This window comes from uncultured Duncaniella sp. (genome assembly GCF_910578445.1).
Lineage (GTDB): Bacteria > Bacteroidota > Bacteroidia > Bacteroidales > Muribaculaceae > Duncaniella.
The window spans coordinates 267,646-289,631 of record NZ_CAJTQC010000001.1 but is presented as its reverse complement, the minus strand read 5'-3'; the positions used below and the strand labels follow the sequence as shown (position 1 = coordinate 289,631).

Here is a 21,986-nt window from a genome sequence, read left to right as displayed (position 1 = left end):
ACGTGACCGATTGGAAGTCACGCTACGCGGCATTAACCATACTGGATTGTACCGTCAGAGTTGCGGTAGTCGTCGAAACTCTTCTCATACTGGTCCATGGCACGGAGGCTCATACCCATGCTTGAGAAACCGCCGTCGTGGAAGAGGTTCTGCATAGTCACCTTGCGGGTGAGGTCGCTGAACATCACGATGCAGTAGTCGGCACATTCGTCGGCTGTCGCATTGCCCAGAGGCGACATGCGGTTGGCGAAGTCCATGAGCGACGACATACCCTTCACACCGCTTCCGGCAGTGGTCTGAGTCGGAGACTGCGAGATGGTGTTGATACGCACTGATTTCTCACGTCCGTAGATATAGCCGAAGCTACGGGCGATAGATTCAAGAAGCGCCTTGGCGTCGGCCATGTCATTGTAGCCGAACATGGTGCGCTGGGCTGCGATATAGCTGAGAGCCACGATGCTGCCGTGGTCGGCGATTGCATCGAGCTTCTTGGCAGCCTGAATCATCTTGTGGAACGAGATAGCCGAAATGTCAAGAGTCTTGTTGAGCAGATCGTAGTCGATATCGTCATAGAGACGTTTTTTACGTACATTGGGCGACATGCCTATCGAGTGGAGTACGAAATCAATCTTACCGCCAAGGATTTCCATTGACTTCTGAAACACCATTTCGAGGTCTTCGACATTAGTGGCGTCAGCGGGGATGACTTCAGCGCCGAGCTGTTCGCCAAGCTTGCTTACATCGCCCATGCGCACGGCCACAGGAGTGTTTGACAGAGTGATTGTTGCGCCTTCCTCTACGGCTTTCTCAGCCACTTTCCAGGCAATACTCATGTCATTGAGCGCGCCGAAAATGATGCCGCGCTTTCCTTTCAAAAGATTATAAGCCATTTTATAAGGTAATTGGTTCTTATGAATGATTCTTGACTGCAAAGATACGGAGATTTCGCGTGAAAAAAGTCATTAAGCGTCGTTTTTACACTCATTTTGTTGGATTATCGGCCTTTGTGACTTAATTTTGTACTGTTTTAAACCATTTCATCATAAATTTTATCCATCAACAACCACAGTTATGCCGGTAATCCGCATCGATTCTCTCGACCATCCGGGAGTCAAGCCATACTGGTCGCTCACCGAGGCGCAGCTGCGCAACCGACTCGAACCAGAAAAGGGAATTTTTATCGCTGAAAGCCCAAAAGTAATCCGGGTGGCCATCGCTGCCGGCTACGAACCCACATCACTGCTATGTGAGGAACGGCACATCACAGGCGATGCGGCCGACATCATAGCCTCGCGCCCTGATCTGACCGTCTATACAGCTTCCCGTCAGATGCTCGCATCTCTCACCGGCTACACGCTCACCCGTGGAGTCCTCGCAGCCATGAAGCGCAAGCCTTTCCAGCCGCTTGACACGCTTCTGAAAGATGCCCGGCGCGTTGTGGTCATCGATAGCGTGGTCGACACGACAAATATCGGTGCTATTTTCCGTTCGGCCGCCGCACTCGGGATTGATGCAGTATTGCTCACCCGCTCATCATGTGACCCGCTCAACCGCAGAGCCGTAAGAGTTTCGATGGGCACTGTATTCCAAGTTCCGTGGACATGGCTCAACGGCCCTGTGAATTCATTGAAAGAATATGGATTCAAGACTGTCGCAATGGCCCTCACCGACAAATCAGTCCCCCTCGACCATCCCGGACTTAAAGCCGAGGAGCGTCTGGCAATAGTCATGGGCACGGAGGGCGACGGACTTGCATCGACCACCATCGAGGAAGCCGACTATACGGTCCGCATCCCGATGGCCCACGGCGTAGACTCACTAAACGTCGCTGCCGCAGCCGCCGTAGCCTTCTGGGAACTGCGAAAGTAAACACTGACGATGCGCACTAATCATTCGCAAGACAGCTCGGTAAGATAATCTTACTCAAAAGCATCATCCTCGTATCGTATTTGTAGCACATTGCTGCAATTCATCCCTTTGATGATTGTAGACTTATAGTCATTTTTGATTTCCCCTTTTAGCGACAGTTTATATAAGAAAAGCTGATAATCGTGTGATTATCAGCTTTTTCTTTTGAGCCGCGAGTGGGACTCGAACCCACGACCTTTTCGTTACGAATGAAATGCTCTAACCAACTGAGCTATTGCGGCTTGAAGTGAGGTGACGGAGGTTTCAATCCTTCACCTCTTTTATTTTCGACTGCAAAGTTAATGATTTTTCCTGATTATACAGATGCCTGACGGCAAAAAAATCTTATCACTTTCAGTTTCCCAATGTCTGCTTAGTGAAGGTAAAGACGATTTTTGCCTTATCAAAATCGAGTTTACCCATGACAGGCTCTGTCACATAAGGAGTTATCGAGCTTACCTGAGTGGAAGTGGTGTTATAACCGTAGTAATAATTATAGTAGTTCGATGATGAATTGACAAAGAACGACACCAATGCGGGACATATCACAAACTCCTCATCCTCAGCTGTCACCTCTCCCCGGTCAATGATGTCCATCAGATAGTCGCGCATCGACGAGACGGTATATGACTTGGTAGTCGAGTTATATGAAGCATAGAAAGATGACACATCGTCATTAATCTGTGTGCCTGAGAAAAATTTCGACTTGTCTTTCTTCTTGACAACAAGGATGTAGGGGGGAGGAGTCAGGCCATAGTTATTTTCAATCTCCTCGACCGGAATGGTGAGCGAGAGTGAATTGATGACAGAAAGAGCATTGCTCTGCTCCTTATAGCGTTCGATAATCTGACGCGCAGGGAATGTAAACTCCACATCGTAGCCTGTCGGACCGACAAGTATAGCCTCACCTGAAGTGGCGCGCTGACGCAGACGCTCCGACATCTTGTAGGCAATATTGTTGTTGGTGATAATCTCAGGTGTCACAGCCATATATGTCCCTGTACCGTTAAGAATCGTGTCGCGCTGAGGATCGGTATTCGGGATGGGCTGAACCGAACGATAATAGACATTGATCATGTTGCTGACCACACGGGTGACACGTCCCGAGCCAAACGAGTTGGTGATATAAAGGCCGGGGAACCATTCGGCAAATGCCTGAGGAGTGCTGAAGGTAGATTCCTTGGTCTTGAACTCGTTGTAGAGGTCAACACCGATCTGACGAGGCAAAGTGACAAATATATCCTTGTATATACTGCCTGAATTATCTGCTCCGACACCTTCCGCACCGTCAATCAAGCCGGAGTAAGTGGTTGACCCGAGAAGTTTCGACGAGTCATAATAGTCCTTCGGGTCGAAATTACTGTAGATTGGCGACTGGAGCTGGCGGGTGAGAGGATAGACAGAGACACCCATCGGGACGATGGAGTCGCCGGCAAAGCCATCCTTAAACATTGTCAGGATAAGCTTTACGGAGTCAATGGTCTCCGGAGTGACACCGACCGTGTCGACATAGGCTGTCGGCATGTACTGACACACGATATCGCTCGAAAGCGAACCGTAGCCATCTGCATCAATCTTACCGAGCAACTGAAGCACGGTGCGCGACTGCACGAAATCATTGTCCACAGCATGGCCCGACACTGTAAACGCGGAATCGACTATAATCTCAACCTCATCCTGAACCAGACTACCACCGGCAGTGGTAGTGGTCTCGTCGCATGAGGCGACTGCCATTGCGGCCACAAAGCCGGCTGAAAGCAGAGCTAATTTTTTCATTTAAAAAGCAATGTGATGAAAAACGGATTCAATCTTCTTCCTCGCCGAGAAGCGTACGGTAGAACTCTGTGTAGGCTCCCACTCGGCTGTCGTCGTCTTCGTAAGGCAGGAATGGTTTTCCCGACTGGCGAGCATACTCCACAAGCGCAGGATCCACATCGGGAGTCACCTGAATTACAGCATCGGCATAATCCATTGCAAGACGGTTGAGAGTAGCGAAGTCGACAGGCTCTTTGCCGAGAGCTGCAATCTCCTCCTCGGTGAAATCGTTCATAAGGAGTTTTTCAGCAAAACGCGGGTCAAGAGTTCCTTCAAATTTCTCAGGCTGGAGGGCATAGACAATCTTCGAATCGCGGAAAGTGGGGTCATCACCGTATTTGCGACGCAGATAAAGCGGAGCAAGCGCCGACACCCAGCCACTGCAATGAATCACTGCGGGCTGCCAGCGAAGCTTCTTGACCGTTTCGGCAACGCCCATAGTGAAGAACATGATGCGTTCGTCATTGTCGGCGGCAAGCAGATCGGTCTCAAGCCCCTTTTCAGGCATAGGCTGGAAATAATCGTCGTTGTCAATGAAATAGACCTGCATTCGAGACGGCAGAAGGGTGGCCACCTTTATGATGAGAGGGTGGTCTGTATCATCAATAATCAGATTCATACCCGACAGGCGTATGACCTCGTGAAGCTGATTGCGACGTTCGTTAATGCAACCGTATTTAGGCGTAAATGTTCTTACTTCAAATTCTTTGCCGTGGATTCCTTGGGGAATATCACGACCAAGCACCGACATTGGGGTGTCAGGGAGATAAGGTGATACTTCCTGAGAGATGAAAAGTACTTTTTTTGACTCCATGCAGGGTTAGATAGACTTTTTTAATCGAACCGGCGACAGCTCATCGAAAGCACGAAACCGTGGGATTCCGAACCCTGAGCGCCGGTTCTTTGTTATGTGATTCGGATTGCAAAGTTACGAATAAATTTTCATTTTTCCCACTACAACCTCGGTTTAGGAGCAACTTTTCGACAAAAGCAGCTAAAAACAGCCCTCGATGGCACGCATTTAGCACCTTTTTATTTTGACATCAGCCGGAAAATTACTACCTTTGCACGAATTATCTGCTATCAGTAGAACATGAGACAATTAAAAATCACTAAATCAATCACCAACCGTGAAAGCGCCTCGCTCGACAAGTTCCTTCAGGAAATCGGACGAGAAGAGCTTATCTCCGTCGAAGAAGAGGTAGAGCTCGCCCAGCGTATTCACCAGGGAGATCAAAGAGCACTCGACAAGCTCGTGCGTGCCAACCTCCGCTTCGTTGTGTCAGTAGCAAAGCAGTATCAGAACCAGGGACTAAGTCTCCCTGACCTCATCAACGAAGGCAATCTCGGCTTGATTAAAGCGGCACAAAAGTTTGACGAGACCCGTGGTTTCAAGTTTATCTCCTACGCCGTATGGTGGATTCGCCAGTCAATCCTCCAGGCACTCGCCGAACAGAGCCGAATCGTCAGACTTCCGCTCAATCAGGTCGGCTCTCTCAACAAAATCAGCAAAGCTCTCTCCAAGTTCGAACAGGAAAACGAACGCCGTCCGTCGCCCGAGGAACTCGCAGAGAAACTTGATGTGCCGGTCGACAAAATCGCCGACACCCTTAAGGTCTCAGGCAGACACATCTCGGTGGACGCACCATTCGTGGAAGGCGAGGACAACAGCCTTCTTGACGTGCTGACCAACGACGACTCTCCAATGGCCGACTCGACGCTCACACAGGAATCGCTGTCGAAAGAAGTGGAACGCGCACTCAAACAGCTCCACGACCGCGAACGCGAAATCCTCAAAATGTTCTTCGGAATCGGCTGTCAGGAAATGACGCTTGAAGAAATCGGCGCTAAATTCGACCTTACGCGTGAGCGCGTGCGCCAAATCAAGGAAAAAGCAATCCGCCGGCTGAAAGGACAAAAAAGCCATCTGCTCAAAGCCTATCTCGGGCAATAAGGCTGTGGCTCGGCGAAAAAGCATCAAAGCGTTTTGCCTGAAATGCCCCCTGAACCCAACAATGGCCGTGAGGACAAATCCCCGCGGCCTTAAATTTTAACCTGAAATTATCCTCACCTTAATAATAATTACATTTTAATTTACAGAATACCATGCTCGCGCTTTCACTATTGCTTTCGCTCACGGTCACAGTGAGCAATCCCATCGGACAGGAACGCACAGCTGTGCCTGTCACCGTTCCCGTCGGAAAGAACGGTAAAGAAATCAACTCAGTAACCATCAAGGGCCATCCGGAAATCGCATGGCAGCTCGACGACCTAAATGACGACGGGCTCGCCGACGAGCTCGTGTTTCTCGTCGACCTTAAGCCAAACGCAACTGAAACATATAAAATAGACCTCTCGTCAGAACCGGCCAACAATCAGTCGGCCGCCGGCACATATGCCTACATCCGCCTCAACGACAAAAACAAGAAACACCCGAAGATACAGGCCATCGCTTTTCCCGGCGACGCCGACAACCGCCAGATGTATAGCAGCATCTACGGCCACGGTGCAGTCCTCGAGGGACTTTACAACGCCATACGCGTGTACATGGACAACCGCCAGAGCGTGGACCTCTATGCCAAAAACACCCCTCGGCTCGAACTTGAGGAGACAGGATTCTACACGACACGCCAGCAGCTCGAAGAAGGCTACGGACGCGACGTGCTTTGGGCCGGCACATCTGTAGCACTCGGTTCGTTCAGAGGATATCAGAACGAAGCTCCCGTCACGATAGACACTGTGACGACACGCTCACAGCGCATCGTCACTACAGGGCCTGTAAGGTCGATAATCGAAGTGTCGGACCGCGGATGGATATACAATGGAAAGCCTGTCGAAATGCGGCAGCGCTACACCATCTATGACCGCCACCGTGACTATGACGTAGAAATAAAACTCACAGGAGCTGACTCAAAATCGACATTCTGCACCGGTGTGCAGAAGCTTGCAGTCGATAATCAGGGATTCATAACCGAGACCGGCCTTGCCGGAAGCTGGGGCACTAACACCCCCGACAAAAACATGGCTGACATCACCGACACTATCGGCCTTGGTATATGGGTTCCGGCCACCAACCTGAAGTCAGTCAAGGAAGATGACATCAACTACCTCATGCTGCTACGACCCGACAAGAACGGAGTGATCCGCTACAGCTTCACTTCAGGTGCGATGCGCGACTCCGCTTCTCCTCATTCGGCCGACGCATGGTTTAAATCCCTGAAATCATGGGAAAATCTGAAAAACAACCCTGTTACGGTAAAAATTAAATAAGGCCAGACACATCACCGCCACGGTATAGCCGGGCCGGACAATCCATTTTTTGATGGATTGTCCGGTCCGGCTCTTTTTATATGACGACACAACATATACGCCCAAAACCTTAATGTCGCTCAAACCGTTAATACGGTAACAAACTTTTCATAACTCACACTTATCTAATCTACTCATGAAGATAGACAACTCAACAAACACCTCTTCAGGAAAAGCCATGCAGCCAAAGAGAGCCGCGATAAAATCGACGGCCAAAGGCTCGATTACAATGTGGGCAATGGCGATACTCATAATCACATCGATTCTCAGCCTGCGCGGACTGCCGTCGGAGGCGAAATTCGGTGTGCAGTCAATCTTCTACTATATTTTCGCCGCCGTCGTGTTCCTGCTGCCGTTCTCGCTCGTCTGCGCTGAGCTCGCCTCGACATACACAAAGTCGGGAGGTCTCTACCGCTGGGTATCGGAAGCATTCGGACCACGATGGGGATGGACAGCTATGTTTCTCGAATGGATGACAATCATAATATGGTTTCCGACCGTACTGATGTTCGGAGCGGCTTCGCTCGCCTATATATTCTGGCCGGAGAGCTTTGACCAGCAGCTTGCATCAAACAAAATCTACACACTCGTAATAGCATTCCTACTCTACTGGGGTGCGACCTTCAACACATTCCGCGGAACGCGTTCGGCAAACCGGCTGAGTACCTACGGCGGACTTTACGGCACGATAATCCCGACGGTAATCCTCATCGTACTCGGCATCATATATTTCGCCAGCGGAAAGACCATCGAGCTGTCCGACACTTCATTTTTCCCTGACTTCAGCAATCTGAGCACAATAGTGCTTGCAGCATCAATATTCCTGTTCTACGGAGGCATGGAAATACAGGCTGTCCACATCAACGACATGAAAAATCCGGCGCGCGACTTTCCAAGAGCCATATTCCTCGCCATCGCGGTAATAGTCATCGGCTATGCTCTCGGCACACTCGTGATTGGAATCGTGATACCGGCACAAAACATAGACTTGCTTCAGGCACTTCTCGTCGCCTACAATAAACTATGGGAGAGCTTTGGCCTGTCGTGGCTCGGGAATATCATGGCCGCATTGATAATGTTTGGCGTACTCGGACAGGTCAGCGCACTTGTCAACGGCCCTTCCGTCGGAGTAATGGCCGTAGCGCAGTCCGGCTATCTTCCGAGAGGGCTACAGACTGTCAACAAAAACGGTGTAAACCAAAACATTCTTTACATATCCGGGGCAGTCGTATCGCTACTCAGCCTTGTCATCATCATACTCCCTACCGTCGAATCGGCCTACCAGATAATGTCGCAGCTCGCCACCATCATCTATCTGGTCATGGTGCTTATAATATATGGTGCGTTCATTCGACTGCGCCGGACAGAGCCCGGCAAGAAACGCGGCTTCAGAGTGCCGGGAGGGAAAGCCGGAGAATGGATTGTCTGCGGAGTGGGCATATTCGGAGCGCTTGCAGCACTGTTGCTGAGCTTCCTGCCGCCATCACAGATTTCAACAGGAAATCCGATTGTCTATGTGGGCATATTGCTCATCGGGAGCGCGGTCTTCATCGCGTTGCCCCTGATTGTCTATGCTTGTCGAAAACCATCATGGCGTAATCCAAACGCACATTTCGATCCTTTTGACTGGCAGATTGAGGGGCGTGAACCATGGCAGGTGTCAAAATGGGCGCCCGGCTATGAACCTGACGAGGAAGAAGCCGAGAAGGGCCAGACAGAGGCCATCGCAAACCACGGCAAAGGAAAACACTGACCGTTTTGAGGGAAAATCCGTCGCCTGAAAGTGACAGGCTTCATGGATTTACGGCATGTGGCATGAAACACACGGCAGGAGATTTTTATGAACCGCCGTGTGTTTCATATCTATTTTGCTCACGCTTAAACAAAAAAGTTGCGCGTTTCGCACATTTTTATTACTTTTGCGACAGAATTGCAACACCGCCCCAAAAGGCCAACCGTTGCATAATCATGGAGCACAGACAACGCCGACTCCATCGAATCTTTTTAGTTAGACATTGTAACTGCTTGTTTCTCAATATACTACACCAACAAGCAGGAATAGAAACTATTTCTAAAAGTGTCCGACATCCACTCCCAAGCCACATCATTATCCCACTCCGACCCCGCTCCTGACATGCCCGTTGAAGAAGCGCGATGGTTTGCCATGCGCGATCTGACACGTCCAAACGCCAAACTCCCGGCGTTCCGCATGTTGTCAGAACGGGGATTTGAGGTATTCACCCCGATGGTCACAAAGCTGAGCGTAAGCCCGGCCGGAAAAAAATTGCGACTTCACGTGCCTGCAATCCACGACCTGCTTTTCGTCCATTCTACCACAAGTGCGCTTGACCCAATTGTCGAACATACCCCCACCCTCCAATATCGATATGCCAAAGGCCTCGGCTACCGCGTCCCGATGACTGTGCGCACGGCCGAAATGGCACGCTTCATATTCGCGGCTTCGCTGACGGAAAGCCCGCAATATTACCAGCCGTCGGAAATCACCCCTGATATGTATGGACGTCGCGTCAGGATAATCGGAGGTCCGATGGACGGCTATGAAGGATTTCTGCTTAAAGCCCGAGGCACTCGCAAACGCCGCCTGATAGTAAACCTCGACACTTTTCTTGCGCTCGCAGTTGAAGTCGCCCCTGAATTCATAGCCCTACTGCCGGACTGACCTGCATCAGGGACTTTATCGGGCATCTTCCCAAATACTCTAAATCAATCACAAAGCTTATTATTGATGGGCATCGACAGCCCGTCAGGCTATCATACGCCTCAGCCGTAAGCACGGCGATGGCAGGAGGATTAATCCAACAGACAATAAAAAAATATTTCGTCAATGGGAAATTGTAATATCACCGTGGCCGGGACTGGCTATGTGGGCATGAGTATTGCCACTCTGCTCGCACAGCACAACCACGTTACGGCCATCGACATAATTCCCGAAAAAATCAATCTTATCAATCAGCGACAGTCGCCTGTAAAAGATGAATATATCGAACAGTTTCTTTCTGAAAAAAATCTTGACCTAACCGCGACTGATGATACCGGCATAGCCTATTGCAACGCTGATTTCATCGTGATTGCAACCCCAACCAACTATGACCCAGTCAAAAACTACTTTGACACAACCAGTGTCGAGGAAGTCATCGACACAGCGCTATCATTAGCACCTGATGCGGTAATAGTCATAAAATCGACAATTCCTGTAGGATATTGTCGCTCACTATATCTAAAATATTATCGGAAAGGAATCAAACGGCTCAATCTACTCTTTTCCCCTGAATTTCTAAGGGAAAGTAAAGCCTTGTATGACAATCTATATCCGTCGCGCATAATAGTCGGCATACCCAAGATAATCGACAACGACGAATATAAGTCTGAAAACGAAGCCATTGAGTCTATTGCCGACCTTGAAAAGCTCGACCGCGCAGCCCGCACATTCGCATCGCTTCTCCAGCAGGGCGCAATCAAGCAGGAAATCCCGACGCTTTTCATGGGCATGAAGGAGGCGGAGGCCGTGAAGCTTTTTGCCAACACCTACCTCGCCCTCCGCGTCAGCTATTTCAACGAGCTCGACACCTACGCCGAGGTCAAGGGTCTCGACTCACAGGCTATCATCGAGGGTATCGGCCTCGATCCGCGCATCGGCACTCACTACAATAACCCCTCTTTCGGCTACGGTGGCTACTGTCTGCCAAAGGACACCAAGCAGCTCCTTGCCAACTATGCGGATGTGCCTCAGAACATGATGACGGCCATTGTTGAGTCAAACCGCACCCGTAAGGACTTCATAGCCGACCAAGTGCTTAAAATGGCCGGATGGTATGACTATTATAACAATAACACCTTCCGTCCGGCATCTAAAGACTCACAGCTTAATCCCCCAAGTGGATTTGAAGGAAAAGAACTTAATACTTCATCCTTAAACCTTGATACTTCACGCAATTCCGAAGGAAATTGCGTGATCGGGGTCTACCGACTGACGATGAAATCGAATTCCGACAACTTCCGCCAATCGTCGATCCAAGGCGTGATGAAGCGCATCAAGGCCAAAGGCGCGACTGTCATCATCTACGAACCGACGCTTGAAGACGGCTCAACCTTCTTCGGCTCGCGTGTAGTCAACGACCTCACCGAATTCAAACGCCTCTCCCACGCCATCCTCGCCAACCGCACCTCCCCCGACCTCACCGACGTCGAGGAGAGAGTCTATACACGTGATTTGTTTTCAAGAGATTAATTACCAACTAAAAACAATGGCCTCAGTAAAAGGTAATATACTTCTTAATGGAATCAACACTATTACGGGGATACTTTTCCCAGTGGTAACTTTCCCTTATGCTGCGAGAGTCTTGATGCCAGATGGAATTGGTTCAGTCAATTTTCTCAATTCTATAATTTCATATATCGTATTGCTTACGAGTCTTGGTATTCCGATGTATGCGGTTAAAGAGATCGCCAAATATAGAGATGATAAACCAACCCGTGACAAAATTTCAGCTGAAATTATATTATTAAGTACCGGATTATGTCTATTAGGCTATATAGGCGTATGGATATTAGGAGAGTTCGTGCCTCAAATTCATCAGCAATCAGCTTTATTCTATATTTTAAGTCTCACAATTTTATTTAACACGATTGGTGTAAACTGGTTCTATCAGGGAATCGAAGATTTCAAGTTTATAACCATCCGGGCTATTATAATTCGTACGCTGGCTGCAGCCGCATTATTTATTTTTGTCCATAATGAATCAGATTTATTAATCTACGGCCTAATCATAGTTGGTTCTACGGTGGGAAATAACCTGATAAATTTTGTCCATCTGCGAAAGCATATTGATATCGGACTAATCTATTTTCGGGAACTTAACATCACAAGACATCTCAAGCCCTCACTTCACGTATTCATCCTGAATCTCATAATCAGTCTATACATACAGTTGAACTCCATAATGTTAGGTTTTATGGCAGGAGATGATGCAGTCGGATATTTCACCGCTGGGACAAAGATCTCTCATATAGGACTAACATTGATAACCTCTCTCGGAACAGTCCTATTACCAAGATGCTCTCACTTACTGAAAACTGGTGATCATGATGGCTTTAGATCGGTAATAAATAAATCATTGAATGTCACACTTGCTCTATCTCTCCCAATGACCGTCGGTCTAATGCTTTTAGCTGCTCCTATCACAATCATTTTCTGTGGCAATGAATACCATCCTTCAATACCGGTGTTATATCTCAATGCCCCGGTCATAATTTTCATTAGTCTCACCAATGTAATGGGCATACAGGTACTATACCCGATGGACAAAGTCAACTTGGTGATAATCAGTGTTACCGGAGCAGCTATATTAAATCTAATTCTAAATTTCTTGCTAATTCCGCAATATGGAGCAACTGGAGCTGCCATTTCAACTTTGATTGCTGAATTCTCGGTATTACTTCTTCAGATAATATTTGGTCGTAAATATTATCCTTTCAGACTATCGGCATTATTCAATCTAAAATACATAATTGCCACCCTTATTATGGGAATTGCGGTATTTACGCTCACATACCCTCTCCATTCTGACATAATTAAAATCCTAATAGGAATAGGTGTAGGCATAATTACATATTTCATCACACTCTTGGCTATGAAAGAGCAAATTAGCATAGAATTGTTGACTATTGCAAAAAATAAAATTGGATATGGAAAATAAAGATTATGACTATCTGATAGTCGGAGCTGGACTATTCGGAGCAACCTTTGCTTATCTGGCTCACAAACAAGGGAAAAAATGTTTGGTTATTGATAAGAGAGCTCACACCGGCGGTAATATCTACTGCGAAGATATCGAGGGCATCAATGTTCATAAGTACGGGGCGCATATATTCCACACAGCCAACAAGGATGTTTGGGATTTTGTAAATTCAATTGTCCCGTTCAATCGTTATACTAACAGTCCGGTTGCTATCGCTCCGAATGGCAAACTCTATAATCTGCCTTTCAACATGAACACATTCTATCAAATGTGGGATGTCAAAACTCCAGCAGAAGCGATTGAGAAATTGGATGAGCAGCGAAAGGAGGCCGTTGAGAATATGCGCTCTGCAGGAATAACCGAACCTCGTAATCTGGAAGAACAAGCACTCTCTCTTATCGGACGCGATATTTACGAGCAACTCATCAAGGGCTATACCGAAAAGCAATGGGGACGTCCGTGCTCCGAGCTACCAGCTTTCATAATCCGTCGTCTACCGGTCCGCATGACTTTTGATAATAATTACTTCAACGATTCATACCAAGGTATTCCAATCGGTGGCTATAATCGTCTTATCAATGGTCTCCTTAATGGAATTGAAGTCAGAACAGATACTGATTTCTTTGGAGACCGTAACAAGTGGGAAAATATTGCTGAAAAAATAGTATTTACTGGAAAAATCGATGAATTTTACGATTATCGATTTGGCAAACTTGAATATCGTACCGTACGATTTGAGACAGAGACTCTTAATCAGTCGAACTATCAGGGTAATGCAGTCATCAACTATACATCAGCCGAGATTCCCTTTACTCGAATCATCGAGCACAAACATTTTGAGACATTCGGTAATGCTATATATGATAATCCCAAAACTGTCATCTCGCGCGAATATTCAACAGAATGGACTGACGGCATGGAGCCATTCTATCCCGTGAATGATGACAAAAATCAAGCAATTTACGAACAATATCACAAACTTGCAGAGAAAGAAACAAAAGTCATTTTCGGAGGACGACTCGCAGAGTATAAATATTATGATATGGCTCCGATAATTGAACAAGTAATCAATTTATTTTGATAATGGATACTATAAAAGATACTACTATGCTAGTCTGTTGTCATAAATCAGACTATTTTAGATGTGGAGATGGATTTTTTCCCATACAAGTGGGTAAAGCAATATCCAAGTGTGATTTAGGAATAACAGGGGATAATTCCGAAGAAAATATATCCTCGAAAAATCCAAATTATTGTGAACTTACTGCACATTATTGGCTATGGCGCAACAAAAAGTATGGCAAATTTGTCGGTTTGTCTCATTATCGTAGATATTTCGATTTTAACCTAAATCTGCCATTTTGGAAAAGCTATAAAAGTATTTCGGTAAGCCAAGCAAACAAGACTCCGCCAACACTCCCAAAGAATATTTCTGAAATATTACAAAAATATGATATAGTGTTAGCGAAACCAAATCTATACCCCTATTCGTTGAAACATGATTATTGCTATTGCCATATCATAGAGGATTATGAGATTCTTAAAGCAGTTGTTAAAAATCTTACACCTGAGTATTTTGATAGTTTTATTAAGATAATGGAGCACAACAATAAGCTATCGCATTATAATATGTTCCTTACCAATAATAAAATTTTTGAAGATTATTCAGAATGGCTTTTTAAAATTTTATTTGAGGTAGAAAAAAAATGTAAAATCTCTGAGTATCCTAGTCAAGCCAGAATTTTTGGTTATATGTCAGAACGGCTTCTAAATGTTTATGTTCATAAACATAATCTCCGAGTCAAGTATGTACCAATCGTGAAAATTGAGGATAAGCAAATTAAACAAGGGCATTTATTTTTGAGAAATTTAAAAACTCGAATCATAGCCAATATTAATAGTATTTAGAAATAAATTAAAACATTATAAGTTTTAGGAATGCTCAAAAATTATTATTTGCAACGATTTTGTTCTAATTAATTCACAGCATTTATTAACATCGTAAATTATTCATGGCTCTAACAAAAAAATCATTAGTCTCATTGCTTTGGATATACTTCATCATTTTCTGGGGCACTGGGTTTAAGGATTTTATTCCTATGAGTATTCGAACACCAATTAGTTTAATCCTCTTCATGGCTGGATTTATCTATGCATTTAAATCTTGGTCACACAGTTTAAAAAAAATTGATTTAGCAATATTCACAATTACCATTCTTATACCTATAGTATGCAGTATTCAGGCTTATAGAATTTTTCATCAGCCAATCTTTATGGGAATTGCTTCTTTGAGAAGTATATGGATTATATTATTAGTATATGTTCTAAAAAATAAAATTAATACAAATACATTAATCCATAAGATTTGTAATTTTACTTTGTTGATGATGATATTAGACATTATTCTACTATATATTTTTGATATTGATAATATTAAATTATCGTCATTAACAAGTACAGGTGATGATATTGTTGATAAAACTTCCTTAGTAGAAAATGAATTACGAGGAAAACGATTGGCATTTGGCTGCGAGTTTATCATCGTTGCAATGGCATGGTGGAGCTATTGTGCTTATACTTTCAAGGATAAAATAGCTATTCGCAAAATGATATTTACAATCATTTTTACAATGTTTGTCTCAAAAGGTCGAATCCAGTTAGTTACTATGGCATTAATCTGGGTTCTTCCATACCTAATAAATTTTAACTATAAGAGCTTTAAGAAAATATTATCCTATGCCATTCTTACAATTCTAATTTTGTTTTCATTACCGGCTGTCCGTCAGAGATTCATAGTAATTGGAGATCTTTTTGGAGTTTCTAATTCCGCAAAAACAGGTGATTTCTCTGGTGTAGCCCGACTGAATGAAGTACTTCTTGCCTTTCCATACATTAAAGATAGTCCGATATTTGGATCCGGTAATATTAGCTACCATTTTAATAATGGATTCGAGGGATGTTTAGGCGATTATTTTTTCGTAGCTGATATAGGTATTGTCGGCATGATATTTATTGGAGGCCTTTTTCTATGCTTATCATATCTTTGGCTATTTATTTCCTGCTCTAAATATAATTTTAAGAAGCATACTACCCAACATCTATTTGTTAAAATCTGCTGTATTATCTATTCATTCCTTCCATTTATGGGATTAGTCCCATTAATTGGTGAGAATATACAAATAATGACTATTCTACTATTAGGATGTTTCTCTCTTCCTCAACATTCACAAAAAACAATATTTAATAGAGACGATAATGGATGTAAGTATAGTAATCGTCAATTACAACACCAAGCTCTTACTTAAGGATTGTCTTGATTCAATTCAATCCAAGACATTAGGCTGCCATTACGAAATCATTGTAGTTGACAATGCGTCTAAAGATGATTCAGTTGACATGGTTAAATGTGAATATCCTAATGTTATTTTAATAGAAAGCAACGAAAATCTTGGTTTTGGCCGTGCTAATAATCTCGGGACGAAACAGGCTAAAGGCAAATATCTATTCTATCTAAACTCTGACACAGTCCTTCTAAATGATGCTGTAAGTGAATTCTTCAGATTCGCTGAAAGTGCAGAGGAAAAATTAGGAGCTCTGGGTTGCATATTGACAGGTCCGGATGGAAATACCTGTCATTCTTACGGGAAAATGATAACACCCGGATATGAACTTAAGACTGCGATAGCACGCTACCTAAGATTCTTAAAACCACGATGGCTCACAATGCCTGATAAAGTAAAAAAGCCACTTTCTGTCGATTATATTACAGGCGCTGACTTATTTGTTCCACGAGAAGTTTTTGAGAAAACTAGAGGCTTTGATCCGGATTATTTTATGTACTGCGAAGAGGTTGATTGGCAAAAACGAATGGACAATCTTAATCTCAAACGGTTTATTATTCCCGGTCCTGAAATTATCCACTTAGAAGGAGGAAGCGATACAACCAAAACTAAATCATGGTCAAAATCGCGCATCTCAAATATCCAAAAATCCAGGAGAATATTCTATCAAAAGCATTTTAATAAAAAAATATTACCTCTTTTCCTTATAGCCCAAAATATAATACAATTACCTTGGAAATTATTAAAATAAACAAAACGATGGCTGATATAGAAAAAATAACAAACGATGATTTTGTTGCTGGCAAACCACGAGTTAAACGTGAACGAAGTTTAAAACGATATTGGCGTATGATTTTGCTAAAAACAGCGAATATATTGCCAATAAATAAGTTTACACGAGCAAATATTTATCGTATGGCAGGGGTAAGCATTGAAAAAGGAGTAGTGCGTATGGGTAAAGTACATATGGATACTATCCATCCAGAAGATGTTATAATAGGCAATGGCTCTGTCATAGCTGATGGTGTACATCTTATAACTCACTATATGGATGTTAAAAATATGCGTGAATTTGCCTATTTCAGAGGACAAATCAGAATCGGACGTTACTGCTATATTGGAACTAATACAATTTTTACAAAAGGTGTAACAGTTGGAGATGGTGCAATCATCGGAGCAGGGTCTGTAGTAAATAAAGATATTCCTCCTTACGAAGTATGGGCAGGCGTCCCTGCAAAATGTATCTGTAAACGTTATTCCGAGCTATCCGATATTCCTAAGCCTGAAGAAATCAAATTAAAATAGCTGAATAATGATTCAAATTTATCTTGTTGACTATCTTGGGGTACATTGTGGAATGCACTATTATTTAGAAGCATTTAGAAATGTCCTCTCTGATATTCCTAATACAACTGTTAATATACTGTCCAATTACCCTAATAGGGTGGATGAAATACCATTCTTTATCAACCAATATAAGGGTAATAAATTAATAAAAGGGGTTGCATTACTAAAAAATTTACTTAGACTAAAACGGTTCATAAAAAGATATCCTAATGGAATATACATTTATCTGACCTACGGAAATTCTATTGATTTGCCTTTTATGAGAATAGTTGCTCAAGCACATCATCATCTGATTGATATCCATGAAGCAATTGCACAAAATGTTGATGCTAATGAGAGGTTAAAACATAGATTTAAACATCTCTATCAAAACAGAATTAAAGCTGTAATCTCACATTCAACCCGAACAAATGATTTTTTGAAGGAATATAGCTATAAATCCAAGCGACTTTCTGTTCCTCATTTCAAATATGTATTCCCAAAGGAATATGATGCCACTAATATTTCAAAAGATATATTTGATGCCACAGATAAAAAACGCCTAAACATTCTATTTTTCGGTAATCTAAGTGAAAGTAAAGGTATAGATATTCTACTAGAATCTGTCAACCTTTTAGAAAACAACATTGCCGATAAATTAAATATCATTATAGCGGGTAAGGATTTTGATGGCGCTGTTGACCGTGTAGTTCCAAAAACAGGACGATCAGTCAAAATTATACGTCGGCATATCACCGACGATGAACTTCGATATCTATATCAGAATGTAGATTATCTTTCTTTACCTTATAGAAAGACATCCCAAAGCGGTATTTTAGAAATGGCGTTCTATTTTAAACGTCCTATTATAGCCTCCGATATTCCTTATTTCCAACAGATGTTATCTCAATTTCCATCATTTGGAGTCCTTGCAGGCAATACGGCAGAAAGTTATGCCAAAACACTTGAGAACACAGTCCGAGAACATAGACAGTCTATTTATTATACAACCTCAGATTATAATAAATATGAAAACAGGTCTGAAATCAAGCTTTTTATTTCAGACTTCGTAAAGTGGCTTGATATAAAATAAATCAATCATATATGAAAGTTGCTATCGTCGGGACGCAGGGCGTTCCGGCAAATTATGGCGGATTCGAGAGTCTTGTCGAGAATCTGCTGGGAGTCCATTGTCCTGAAAATGTGGACTACACGGTGTTCTGTTCATCAAAGGATATGCCCGACAGGCTTCCTCAGTACAAAGGTGCGACACTAAAGTATGTCGGTCTTCATGCCAACGGGGCGCAATCCATTCCATACGACATCCTTTCAATGTGTCGTGTGATTAGTGGGTATGACGTAGTCCTTATCTTAGGGGTCTCTGGTTGCCTTTTCATGCCTGTTCTGAGAACATTATGCCGTAGTAAAATAATTGTGAATATAGACGGACTGGAACATCGACGGGCAAAGTGGGGGAAGATGGCACGTTGGATTCTCCGTACGTCGGAGTCTATGGCCGTTAAATTTGCCGACATAGTTGTATCTGACAACAAAGGAATACAAGACTATGTCACCGCGACTTACGGCAAACCATCAGAATTGATAGCCTACGGAGGTGATCATGTCAAACGAGAGCTCACAGACGATTTTATTGATTCTACCCTTGACAAATACGGATTGAAAAAGGGAGACTACGCTATAACCGTATGCCGAATCGAACCTGAGAATAATAGCCATATTATTCTTGAAGCCTTCTCAAAGACAGATAAAACATTGGTATTCATCGGCAACTGGAATCACAGCGAATATTCGAGAAAACTTAAAGAGAATTATTCAAAATATTCCAATATAAAAATTCTCGATGCCATCTATAATCTTGATATTCTTTACGCACTCCGTTCAAATGCCGGAATCTATATGCACGGTCATAGTGCGGGGGGGACAAACCCATCTCTCGTAGAAGCCATGTTCTTCGGTATTCCAATTATAGCCTGTGATGTGGTCTACAACCGTGAAACTACAGAAAACAAGGCATATTATTTTAAATCTACTGACGATATTATTTCCCATATAAATTCTACATCGCTTAACGGACAGGACATGGTCGAGATTGCCAGCCGTCGTTACACTTGGAAACATATTTCAGATCAATATTGTAAACTATATCAATAACGTATTATGAAAGGAATCGTCCTTGCCGGTGGGTCGGGCACACGCCTCTACCCCATCACAAAAGGGGTGTCGAAACAGATGCTCCCAATTTATGACAAACCAATGGTTTACTATCCAATTTCGACCCTCATGCTGGCCGGAATCAGGGATATTCTTATAATCTCAACCCCGACAGACCTGCCCGGATTCAAGCGGCTGCTTGGCGACGGTAGTGACTACGGCGTGAAATTCACATATGCCGAGCAGCCATCGCCCGATGGGCTCGCACAGGCATTCATCATCGGCAAGGACTTTATCGGCGACGACTCCGCCTGCCTCGTCCTCGGCGACAACATCTTCCATGGCGCAGGATTCTCGAGTGTCCTGAAAGACGCCGTGAAAACAGCCGAGGAAGATGGCAAGGCAACCGTATTCGGTTATTGGGTCGATGATCCTGAGCGCTACGGCGTGGCCGAGTTTGACAAGAACGGCAACTGCCTCTCGATTGAGGAAAAACCGGAGCATCCGAAGAGCAACTATGCTGTCGTAGGCCTCTATTTCTACCCAAACAAAGTGGTAGACGTGGCAGCGAACATCAAGCCGTCAGCACGTGGCGAACTCGAGATCACAACCGTCAATCAGGAATTCCTCAAAGACGGCGAACTGAAGGTCCAGACTCTTCCACGCGGTTTCGCTTGGCTCGACACCGGCACTCACGATTCACTCGCCGAGGCCTCAATATATGTCGAGGTGCTCGAAAAGCGACAGGGGCTCAAGATTGCCTGTCTCGAAGGAATAGCCTATCGCCATGGATGGATCTCACGCGAACGCATGGTTGAAATCGCACGTCCCATGCTCAAAAACCAGTACGGACAGTACCTCATGAAAGTGGTTGACGAAATCGACCGAACTGACACACCAAATCTTGACTGAATATGAACGTAATAGAAACATCAATCCCCGGAGTTGTCATCATCGAGCCACGCATTTTCAAGGATGCCCGCGGCTATTTCTTCGAGAGCTATTCGAAGAAGGAATTCGACGAGAAGGTGCGTCCAATCGACTTTGTGCAGGACAACGAATCATGCTCGACCTACGGAGTGATGCGCGGTCTCCATTTTCAGCGCCCACCGTTCGCCCAGTCAAAACTTGTGCGTTGCGTTAAAGGCCGTGTGCTCGATGTAGCCGTCGACATCCGCAAGGGCTCTCCCACCTACGGCAAGCACGTGGCCGTTGAACTCACGGAGGACAATCACCGCCAGTTCTTCATCCCACGCGGATTTGCCCACGGATTTGCCGTCCTCAGCGACATTGCGGTGTTCCAGTACAAATGCGACAACTATTACCATCCGGAAGCCGACGGCGGAATCTCGATACAGGATGAATCGCTTGGAATAGACTGGCTGATTGACCCCACGAAAGCCATCCTGTCCGAAAAGGATCTAAACCATTCAGTCCTTGCCGAATTCGATTCTCCATTTGATTTCAACATAGACCAGTACAAAAAATGAACATACTTGTAACAGGAGGCAACGGACAGCTTGGAAACTGCCTCCAAAATGCTGTCAAAGGTTCAAAAGACAATTACATCTTCACTGATGTCGCCGAACTCGACATCACAGATGCCACGTCTGTCAGACAGATGGTTATGGACAACGACGTAAAGGTAATTGTCAACTGTGCGGCCTATACCAACGTGGACAAGGCCGAGGACGATACCGAGCTCGCCGAACTGCTCAACGCAACAGCTGTCCGTAACCTCGCGGAAGCTGTAAAAGAAAACGATGGGACCCTCATCCAGATTTCAACGGACTACGTATTCGGCAAAGAGCCCTACAACGTCCCCTGCCGGGAAGACCAGAAGGGTACACCAACAGGTGTCTACGGTCTCACAAAACTGCACGGTGAGCAGGAAATCGCAAAATCAGGCGTTAAATCACTCATATTCCGTACCGCTTGGCTATACAGCGAATACGGCAGGAACTTTGTAAAGACAATGCTAACCCTGACATCGACCAAACCGCAACTGAAGGTCGTGTTCGACCAGGCCGGTACGCCAACATATGCTCAGGACCTTGCCGATGCAATCTTCTTCATTATTGAAAACCGAAAGATAGAAGGAAACGAAGGCATCTATCACTATTCAGACGAGGGCGTGTGCTCATGGTTCGACTTCACAAAGATGATAGCGGAATATGCCGGAAATACCACCTGCGATATCCGCCCGTGTCACTCCGACGAATTTCCCTCCAAAGTAGTCCGCCCCTCATATTCAGTCCTCGATAAGACAAAATTCAAGGAAACATTCAGTTTAAAAATACCCTATTGGACCGACTCTCTAAAAGTTTGCATTAAAAACATAAAGAAAATATAGAGT

General features: G+C 44.6%; 20 protein-coding genes and 1 tRNA gene. 17 read left to right on the top strand and 4 right to left on the bottom strand.

What is annotated here, in order from left to right; all coding sequences use genetic code 11:
- Positions 1-32 precede the first annotated feature (32 nt).
- Complete coding sequence (locus QZ311_RS01175; protein WP_123613132.1) at positions 33-890, bottom strand: enoyl-ACP reductase; 858 nt, start codon at positions 888-890, stop codon at positions 33-35.
- Positions 891-1,071: 181 nt separating this feature from the next.
- On the opposite strand from QZ311_RS01175, the gene QZ311_RS01170 reads away from it, so the two are divergent.
- Positions 1,072-1,869 carry an RNA methyltransferase gene (locus QZ311_RS01170; protein ID WP_297062999.1) on the top strand — a complete coding sequence of 266 codons (798 nt, stop codon included), beginning with the start codon at positions 1,072-1,074 and terminating at the stop codon, positions 1,867-1,869.
- A gap of 207 nt (positions 1,870-2,076) precedes the next feature.
- Here QZ311_RS01170 and QZ311_RS01165 read toward each other — a convergent pair.
- The 3 genes from QZ311_RS01165 to QZ311_RS01155 all read right to left on the bottom strand — a co-directional run bounded on the left by QZ311_RS01165 (position 2,077) and on the right by QZ311_RS01155 (position 4,537).
- A tRNA-Thr gene (locus QZ311_RS01165) sits at positions 2,077-2,150 on the bottom strand.
- A 112-nt stretch (positions 2,151-2,262) separates the two neighbouring features.
- The gene (locus QZ311_RS01160; RefSeq protein ID WP_297062997.1) at positions 2,263-3,684 is read right to left on the bottom strand and encodes a DUF4270 family protein; all 1,422 of its coding nucleotides are present in this window, start codon (positions 3,682-3,684) and stop codon (positions 2,263-2,265) included.
- Between the two features lie 28 nt (positions 3,685-3,712).
- Positions 3,713-4,537 (bottom strand): glycogen/starch synthase, encoded by an 825-nt coding sequence (locus QZ311_RS01155; protein ID WP_297062994.1) that lies wholly within the window; start codon positions 4,535-4,537, stop codon positions 3,713-3,715.
- A 279-nt stretch (positions 4,538-4,816) separates the two neighbouring features.
- On the opposite strand from QZ311_RS01155, the gene QZ311_RS01150 reads away from it, so the two are divergent.
- The 16 genes from QZ311_RS01150 to rfbD all read left to right on the top strand — a co-directional run bounded on the left by QZ311_RS01150 (position 4,817) and on the right by rfbD (position 21,983).
- Entirely contained in the window at positions 4,817-5,677 is an 861-nt protein-coding gene (locus QZ311_RS01150; protein WP_123613127.1) for an RNA polymerase sigma factor RpoD/SigA, read from the top strand.
- Between the two features lie 152 nt (positions 5,678-5,829).
- On the top strand, positions 5,830-6,993 hold the full coding sequence (locus tag QZ311_RS01145) for a DUF4861 domain-containing protein (protein WP_297062988.1): 1,164 nt from the start codon (positions 5,830-5,832) through the stop codon (positions 6,991-6,993).
- 175 nt (positions 6,994-7,168) lie between these two features.
- Positions 7,169-8,785, top strand: a complete 1,617-nt coding sequence (gadC, locus tag QZ311_RS01140; protein WP_297062986.1) for a putative glutamine/gamma-aminobutyrate antiporter GadC — start codon at positions 7,169-7,171, stop codon at positions 8,783-8,785.
- A gap of 381 nt (positions 8,786-9,166) precedes the next feature.
- On the top strand, positions 9,167-9,712 hold the full coding sequence (locus QZ311_RS01135) for a UpxY family transcription antiterminator (protein WP_297063053.1): 546 nt from the start codon (positions 9,167-9,169) through the stop codon (positions 9,710-9,712).
- Positions 9,713-9,877: 165 nt separating this feature from the next.
- Positions 9,878-11,281: a nucleotide sugar dehydrogenase gene (locus QZ311_RS01130; protein ID WP_297062983.1), complete on the top strand. Its 1,404-nt coding sequence runs from the start codon at positions 9,878-9,880 to the stop codon at positions 11,279-11,281.
- A gap of 16 nt (positions 11,282-11,297) precedes the next feature.
- Positions 11,298-12,749 (top strand): flippase, encoded by a 1,452-nt coding sequence (locus QZ311_RS01125; protein ID WP_297062981.1) that lies wholly within the window; start codon positions 11,298-11,300, stop codon positions 12,747-12,749.
- Positions 12,739-13,872: a UDP-galactopyranose mutase gene (glf, locus tag QZ311_RS01120; RefSeq protein ID WP_297062979.1), complete on the top strand. Its 1,134-nt coding sequence runs from the start codon at positions 12,739-12,741 to the stop codon at positions 13,870-13,872. Before QZ311_RS01125 ends, glf begins: the two co-directional genes overlap by 11 nt.
- A 2-nt stretch (positions 13,873-13,874) precedes the next feature.
- Positions 13,875-14,699, top strand: a complete 825-nt coding sequence (locus QZ311_RS01115; RefSeq protein ID WP_297062977.1) for a DUF4422 domain-containing protein — start codon at positions 13,875-13,877, stop codon at positions 14,697-14,699.
- Between the two features lie 227 nt (positions 14,700-14,926).
- Positions 14,927-16,096 (top strand): O-antigen ligase family protein, encoded by a 1,170-nt coding sequence (locus QZ311_RS01110; RefSeq protein WP_297062975.1) that lies wholly within the window; start codon positions 14,927-14,929, stop codon positions 16,094-16,096.
- Entirely contained in the window at positions 16,047-16,883 is an 837-nt protein-coding gene (locus tag QZ311_RS01105) for a glycosyltransferase family 2 protein (RefSeq protein WP_297062973.1), read from the top strand. Before QZ311_RS01110 ends, QZ311_RS01105 begins: the two co-directional genes overlap by 50 nt.
- A gap of 8 nt (positions 16,884-16,891) precedes the next feature.
- Positions 16,892-17,437 (top strand): DapH/DapD/GlmU-related protein, encoded by a 546-nt coding sequence (locus tag QZ311_RS01100; protein ID WP_297062970.1) that lies wholly within the window; start codon positions 16,892-16,894, stop codon positions 17,435-17,437.
- Positions 17,438-17,444: 7 nt separating this feature from the next.
- On the top strand, positions 17,445-18,551 hold the full coding sequence (locus QZ311_RS01095) for a glycosyltransferase (RefSeq protein WP_297062968.1): 1,107 nt from the start codon (positions 17,445-17,447) through the stop codon (positions 18,549-18,551).
- An 11-nt stretch (positions 18,552-18,562) separates the two neighbouring features.
- Positions 18,563-19,630 carry a DUF1972 domain-containing protein gene (locus QZ311_RS01090; RefSeq protein ID WP_297062966.1) on the top strand — a complete coding sequence of 356 codons (1,068 nt, stop codon included), beginning with the start codon at positions 18,563-18,565 and terminating at the stop codon, positions 19,628-19,630.
- 6 nt (positions 19,631-19,636) lie between these two features.
- Positions 19,637-20,542: a glucose-1-phosphate thymidylyltransferase RfbA gene (gene rfbA / locus QZ311_RS01085; protein ID WP_297062964.1), complete on the top strand. Its 906-nt coding sequence runs from the start codon at positions 19,637-19,639 to the stop codon at positions 20,540-20,542.
- A gap of 2 nt (positions 20,543-20,544) precedes the next feature.
- A complete protein-coding gene (rfbC, locus tag QZ311_RS01080) occupies positions 20,545-21,120 on the top strand; it encodes a dTDP-4-dehydrorhamnose 3,5-epimerase (protein ID WP_297062962.1) in 576 nt (191 codons plus the stop codon).
- Complete coding sequence (gene rfbD / locus QZ311_RS01075; protein WP_297062960.1) at positions 21,117-21,983, top strand: dTDP-4-dehydrorhamnose reductase; 867 nt, start codon at positions 21,117-21,119, stop codon at positions 21,981-21,983. The genes rfbC and rfbD overlap by 4 nt, the downstream gene beginning before the upstream one ends.
- Positions 21,984-21,986 lie beyond the last annotated feature (3 nt).

Bases quoted from the DNA above. Each gene is read 5' to 3' on its own strand.
- QZ311_RS01175 (WP_123613132.1), bottom strand. From the start codon at position 890: ATGGCTTATAATCTTTTGAAAGGAAAGCGCGGCATCATTTTCGGCGCG.
- QZ311_RS01095 (WP_297062968.1), top strand. From the start codon at position 17,445: ATGATTCAAATTTATCTTGTTGACTATCTTGGGGTACATTGTGGAATG.
- rfbA (WP_297062964.1), top strand. From the start codon at position 19,637: ATGAAAGGAATCGTCCTTGCCGGTGGGTCGGGCACACGCCTCTACCCC.
- QZ311_RS01130 (WP_297062983.1), top strand. From the start codon at position 9,878: ATGGGAAATTGTAATATCACCGTGGCCGGGACTGGCTATGTGGGCATG.
- QZ311_RS01125 (WP_297062981.1), top strand. From the start codon at position 11,298: ATGGCCTCAGTAAAAGGTAATATACTTCTTAATGGAATCAACACTATT.
- QZ311_RS01145 (WP_297062988.1), top strand. From the start codon at position 5,830: ATGCTCGCGCTTTCACTATTGCTTTCGCTCACGGTCACAGTGAGCAAT.
- gadC (WP_297062986.1), top strand. From the start codon at position 7,169: ATGAAGATAGACAACTCAACAAACACCTCTTCAGGAAAAGCCATGCAG.
- QZ311_RS01155 (WP_297062994.1), bottom strand. From the start codon at position 4,537: ATGGAGTCAAAAAAAGTACTTTTCATCTCTCAGGAAGTATCACCTTAT.
- QZ311_RS01135 (WP_297063053.1), top strand. From the start codon at position 9,167: ATGCCCGTTGAAGAAGCGCGATGGTTTGCCATGCGCGATCTGACACGT.
- QZ311_RS01170 (WP_297062999.1), top strand. From the start codon at position 1,072: ATGCCGGTAATCCGCATCGATTCTCTCGACCATCCGGGAGTCAAGCCA.
- rfbD (WP_297062960.1), top strand. From the start codon at position 21,117: ATGAACATACTTGTAACAGGAGGCAACGGACAGCTTGGAAACTGCCTC.
- QZ311_RS01105 (WP_297062973.1), top strand. From the start codon at position 16,047: ATGGATGTAAGTATAGTAATCGTCAATTACAACACCAAGCTCTTACTT.
- QZ311_RS01150 (WP_123613127.1), top strand. From the start codon at position 4,817: ATGAGACAATTAAAAATCACTAAATCAATCACCAACCGTGAAAGCGCC.
- rfbC (WP_297062962.1), top strand. From the start codon at position 20,545: ATGAACGTAATAGAAACATCAATCCCCGGAGTTGTCATCATCGAGCCA.
- QZ311_RS01110 (WP_297062975.1), top strand. From the start codon at position 14,927: ATGGCTGGATTTATCTATGCATTTAAATCTTGGTCACACAGTTTAAAA.
- QZ311_RS01160 (WP_297062997.1), bottom strand. From the start codon at position 3,684: ATGAAAAAATTAGCTCTGCTTTCAGCCGGCTTTGTGGCCGCAATGGCA.
- QZ311_RS01090 (WP_297062966.1), top strand. From the start codon at position 18,563: ATGAAAGTTGCTATCGTCGGGACGCAGGGCGTTCCGGCAAATTATGGC.
- glf (WP_297062979.1), top strand. From the start codon at position 12,739: ATGGAAAATAAAGATTATGACTATCTGATAGTCGGAGCTGGACTATTC.
- QZ311_RS01100 (WP_297062970.1), top strand. From the start codon at position 16,892: ATGGCTGATATAGAAAAAATAACAAACGATGATTTTGTTGCTGGCAAA.
- QZ311_RS01115 (WP_297062977.1), top strand. From the start codon at position 13,875: ATGGATACTATAAAAGATACTACTATGCTAGTCTGTTGTCATAAATCA.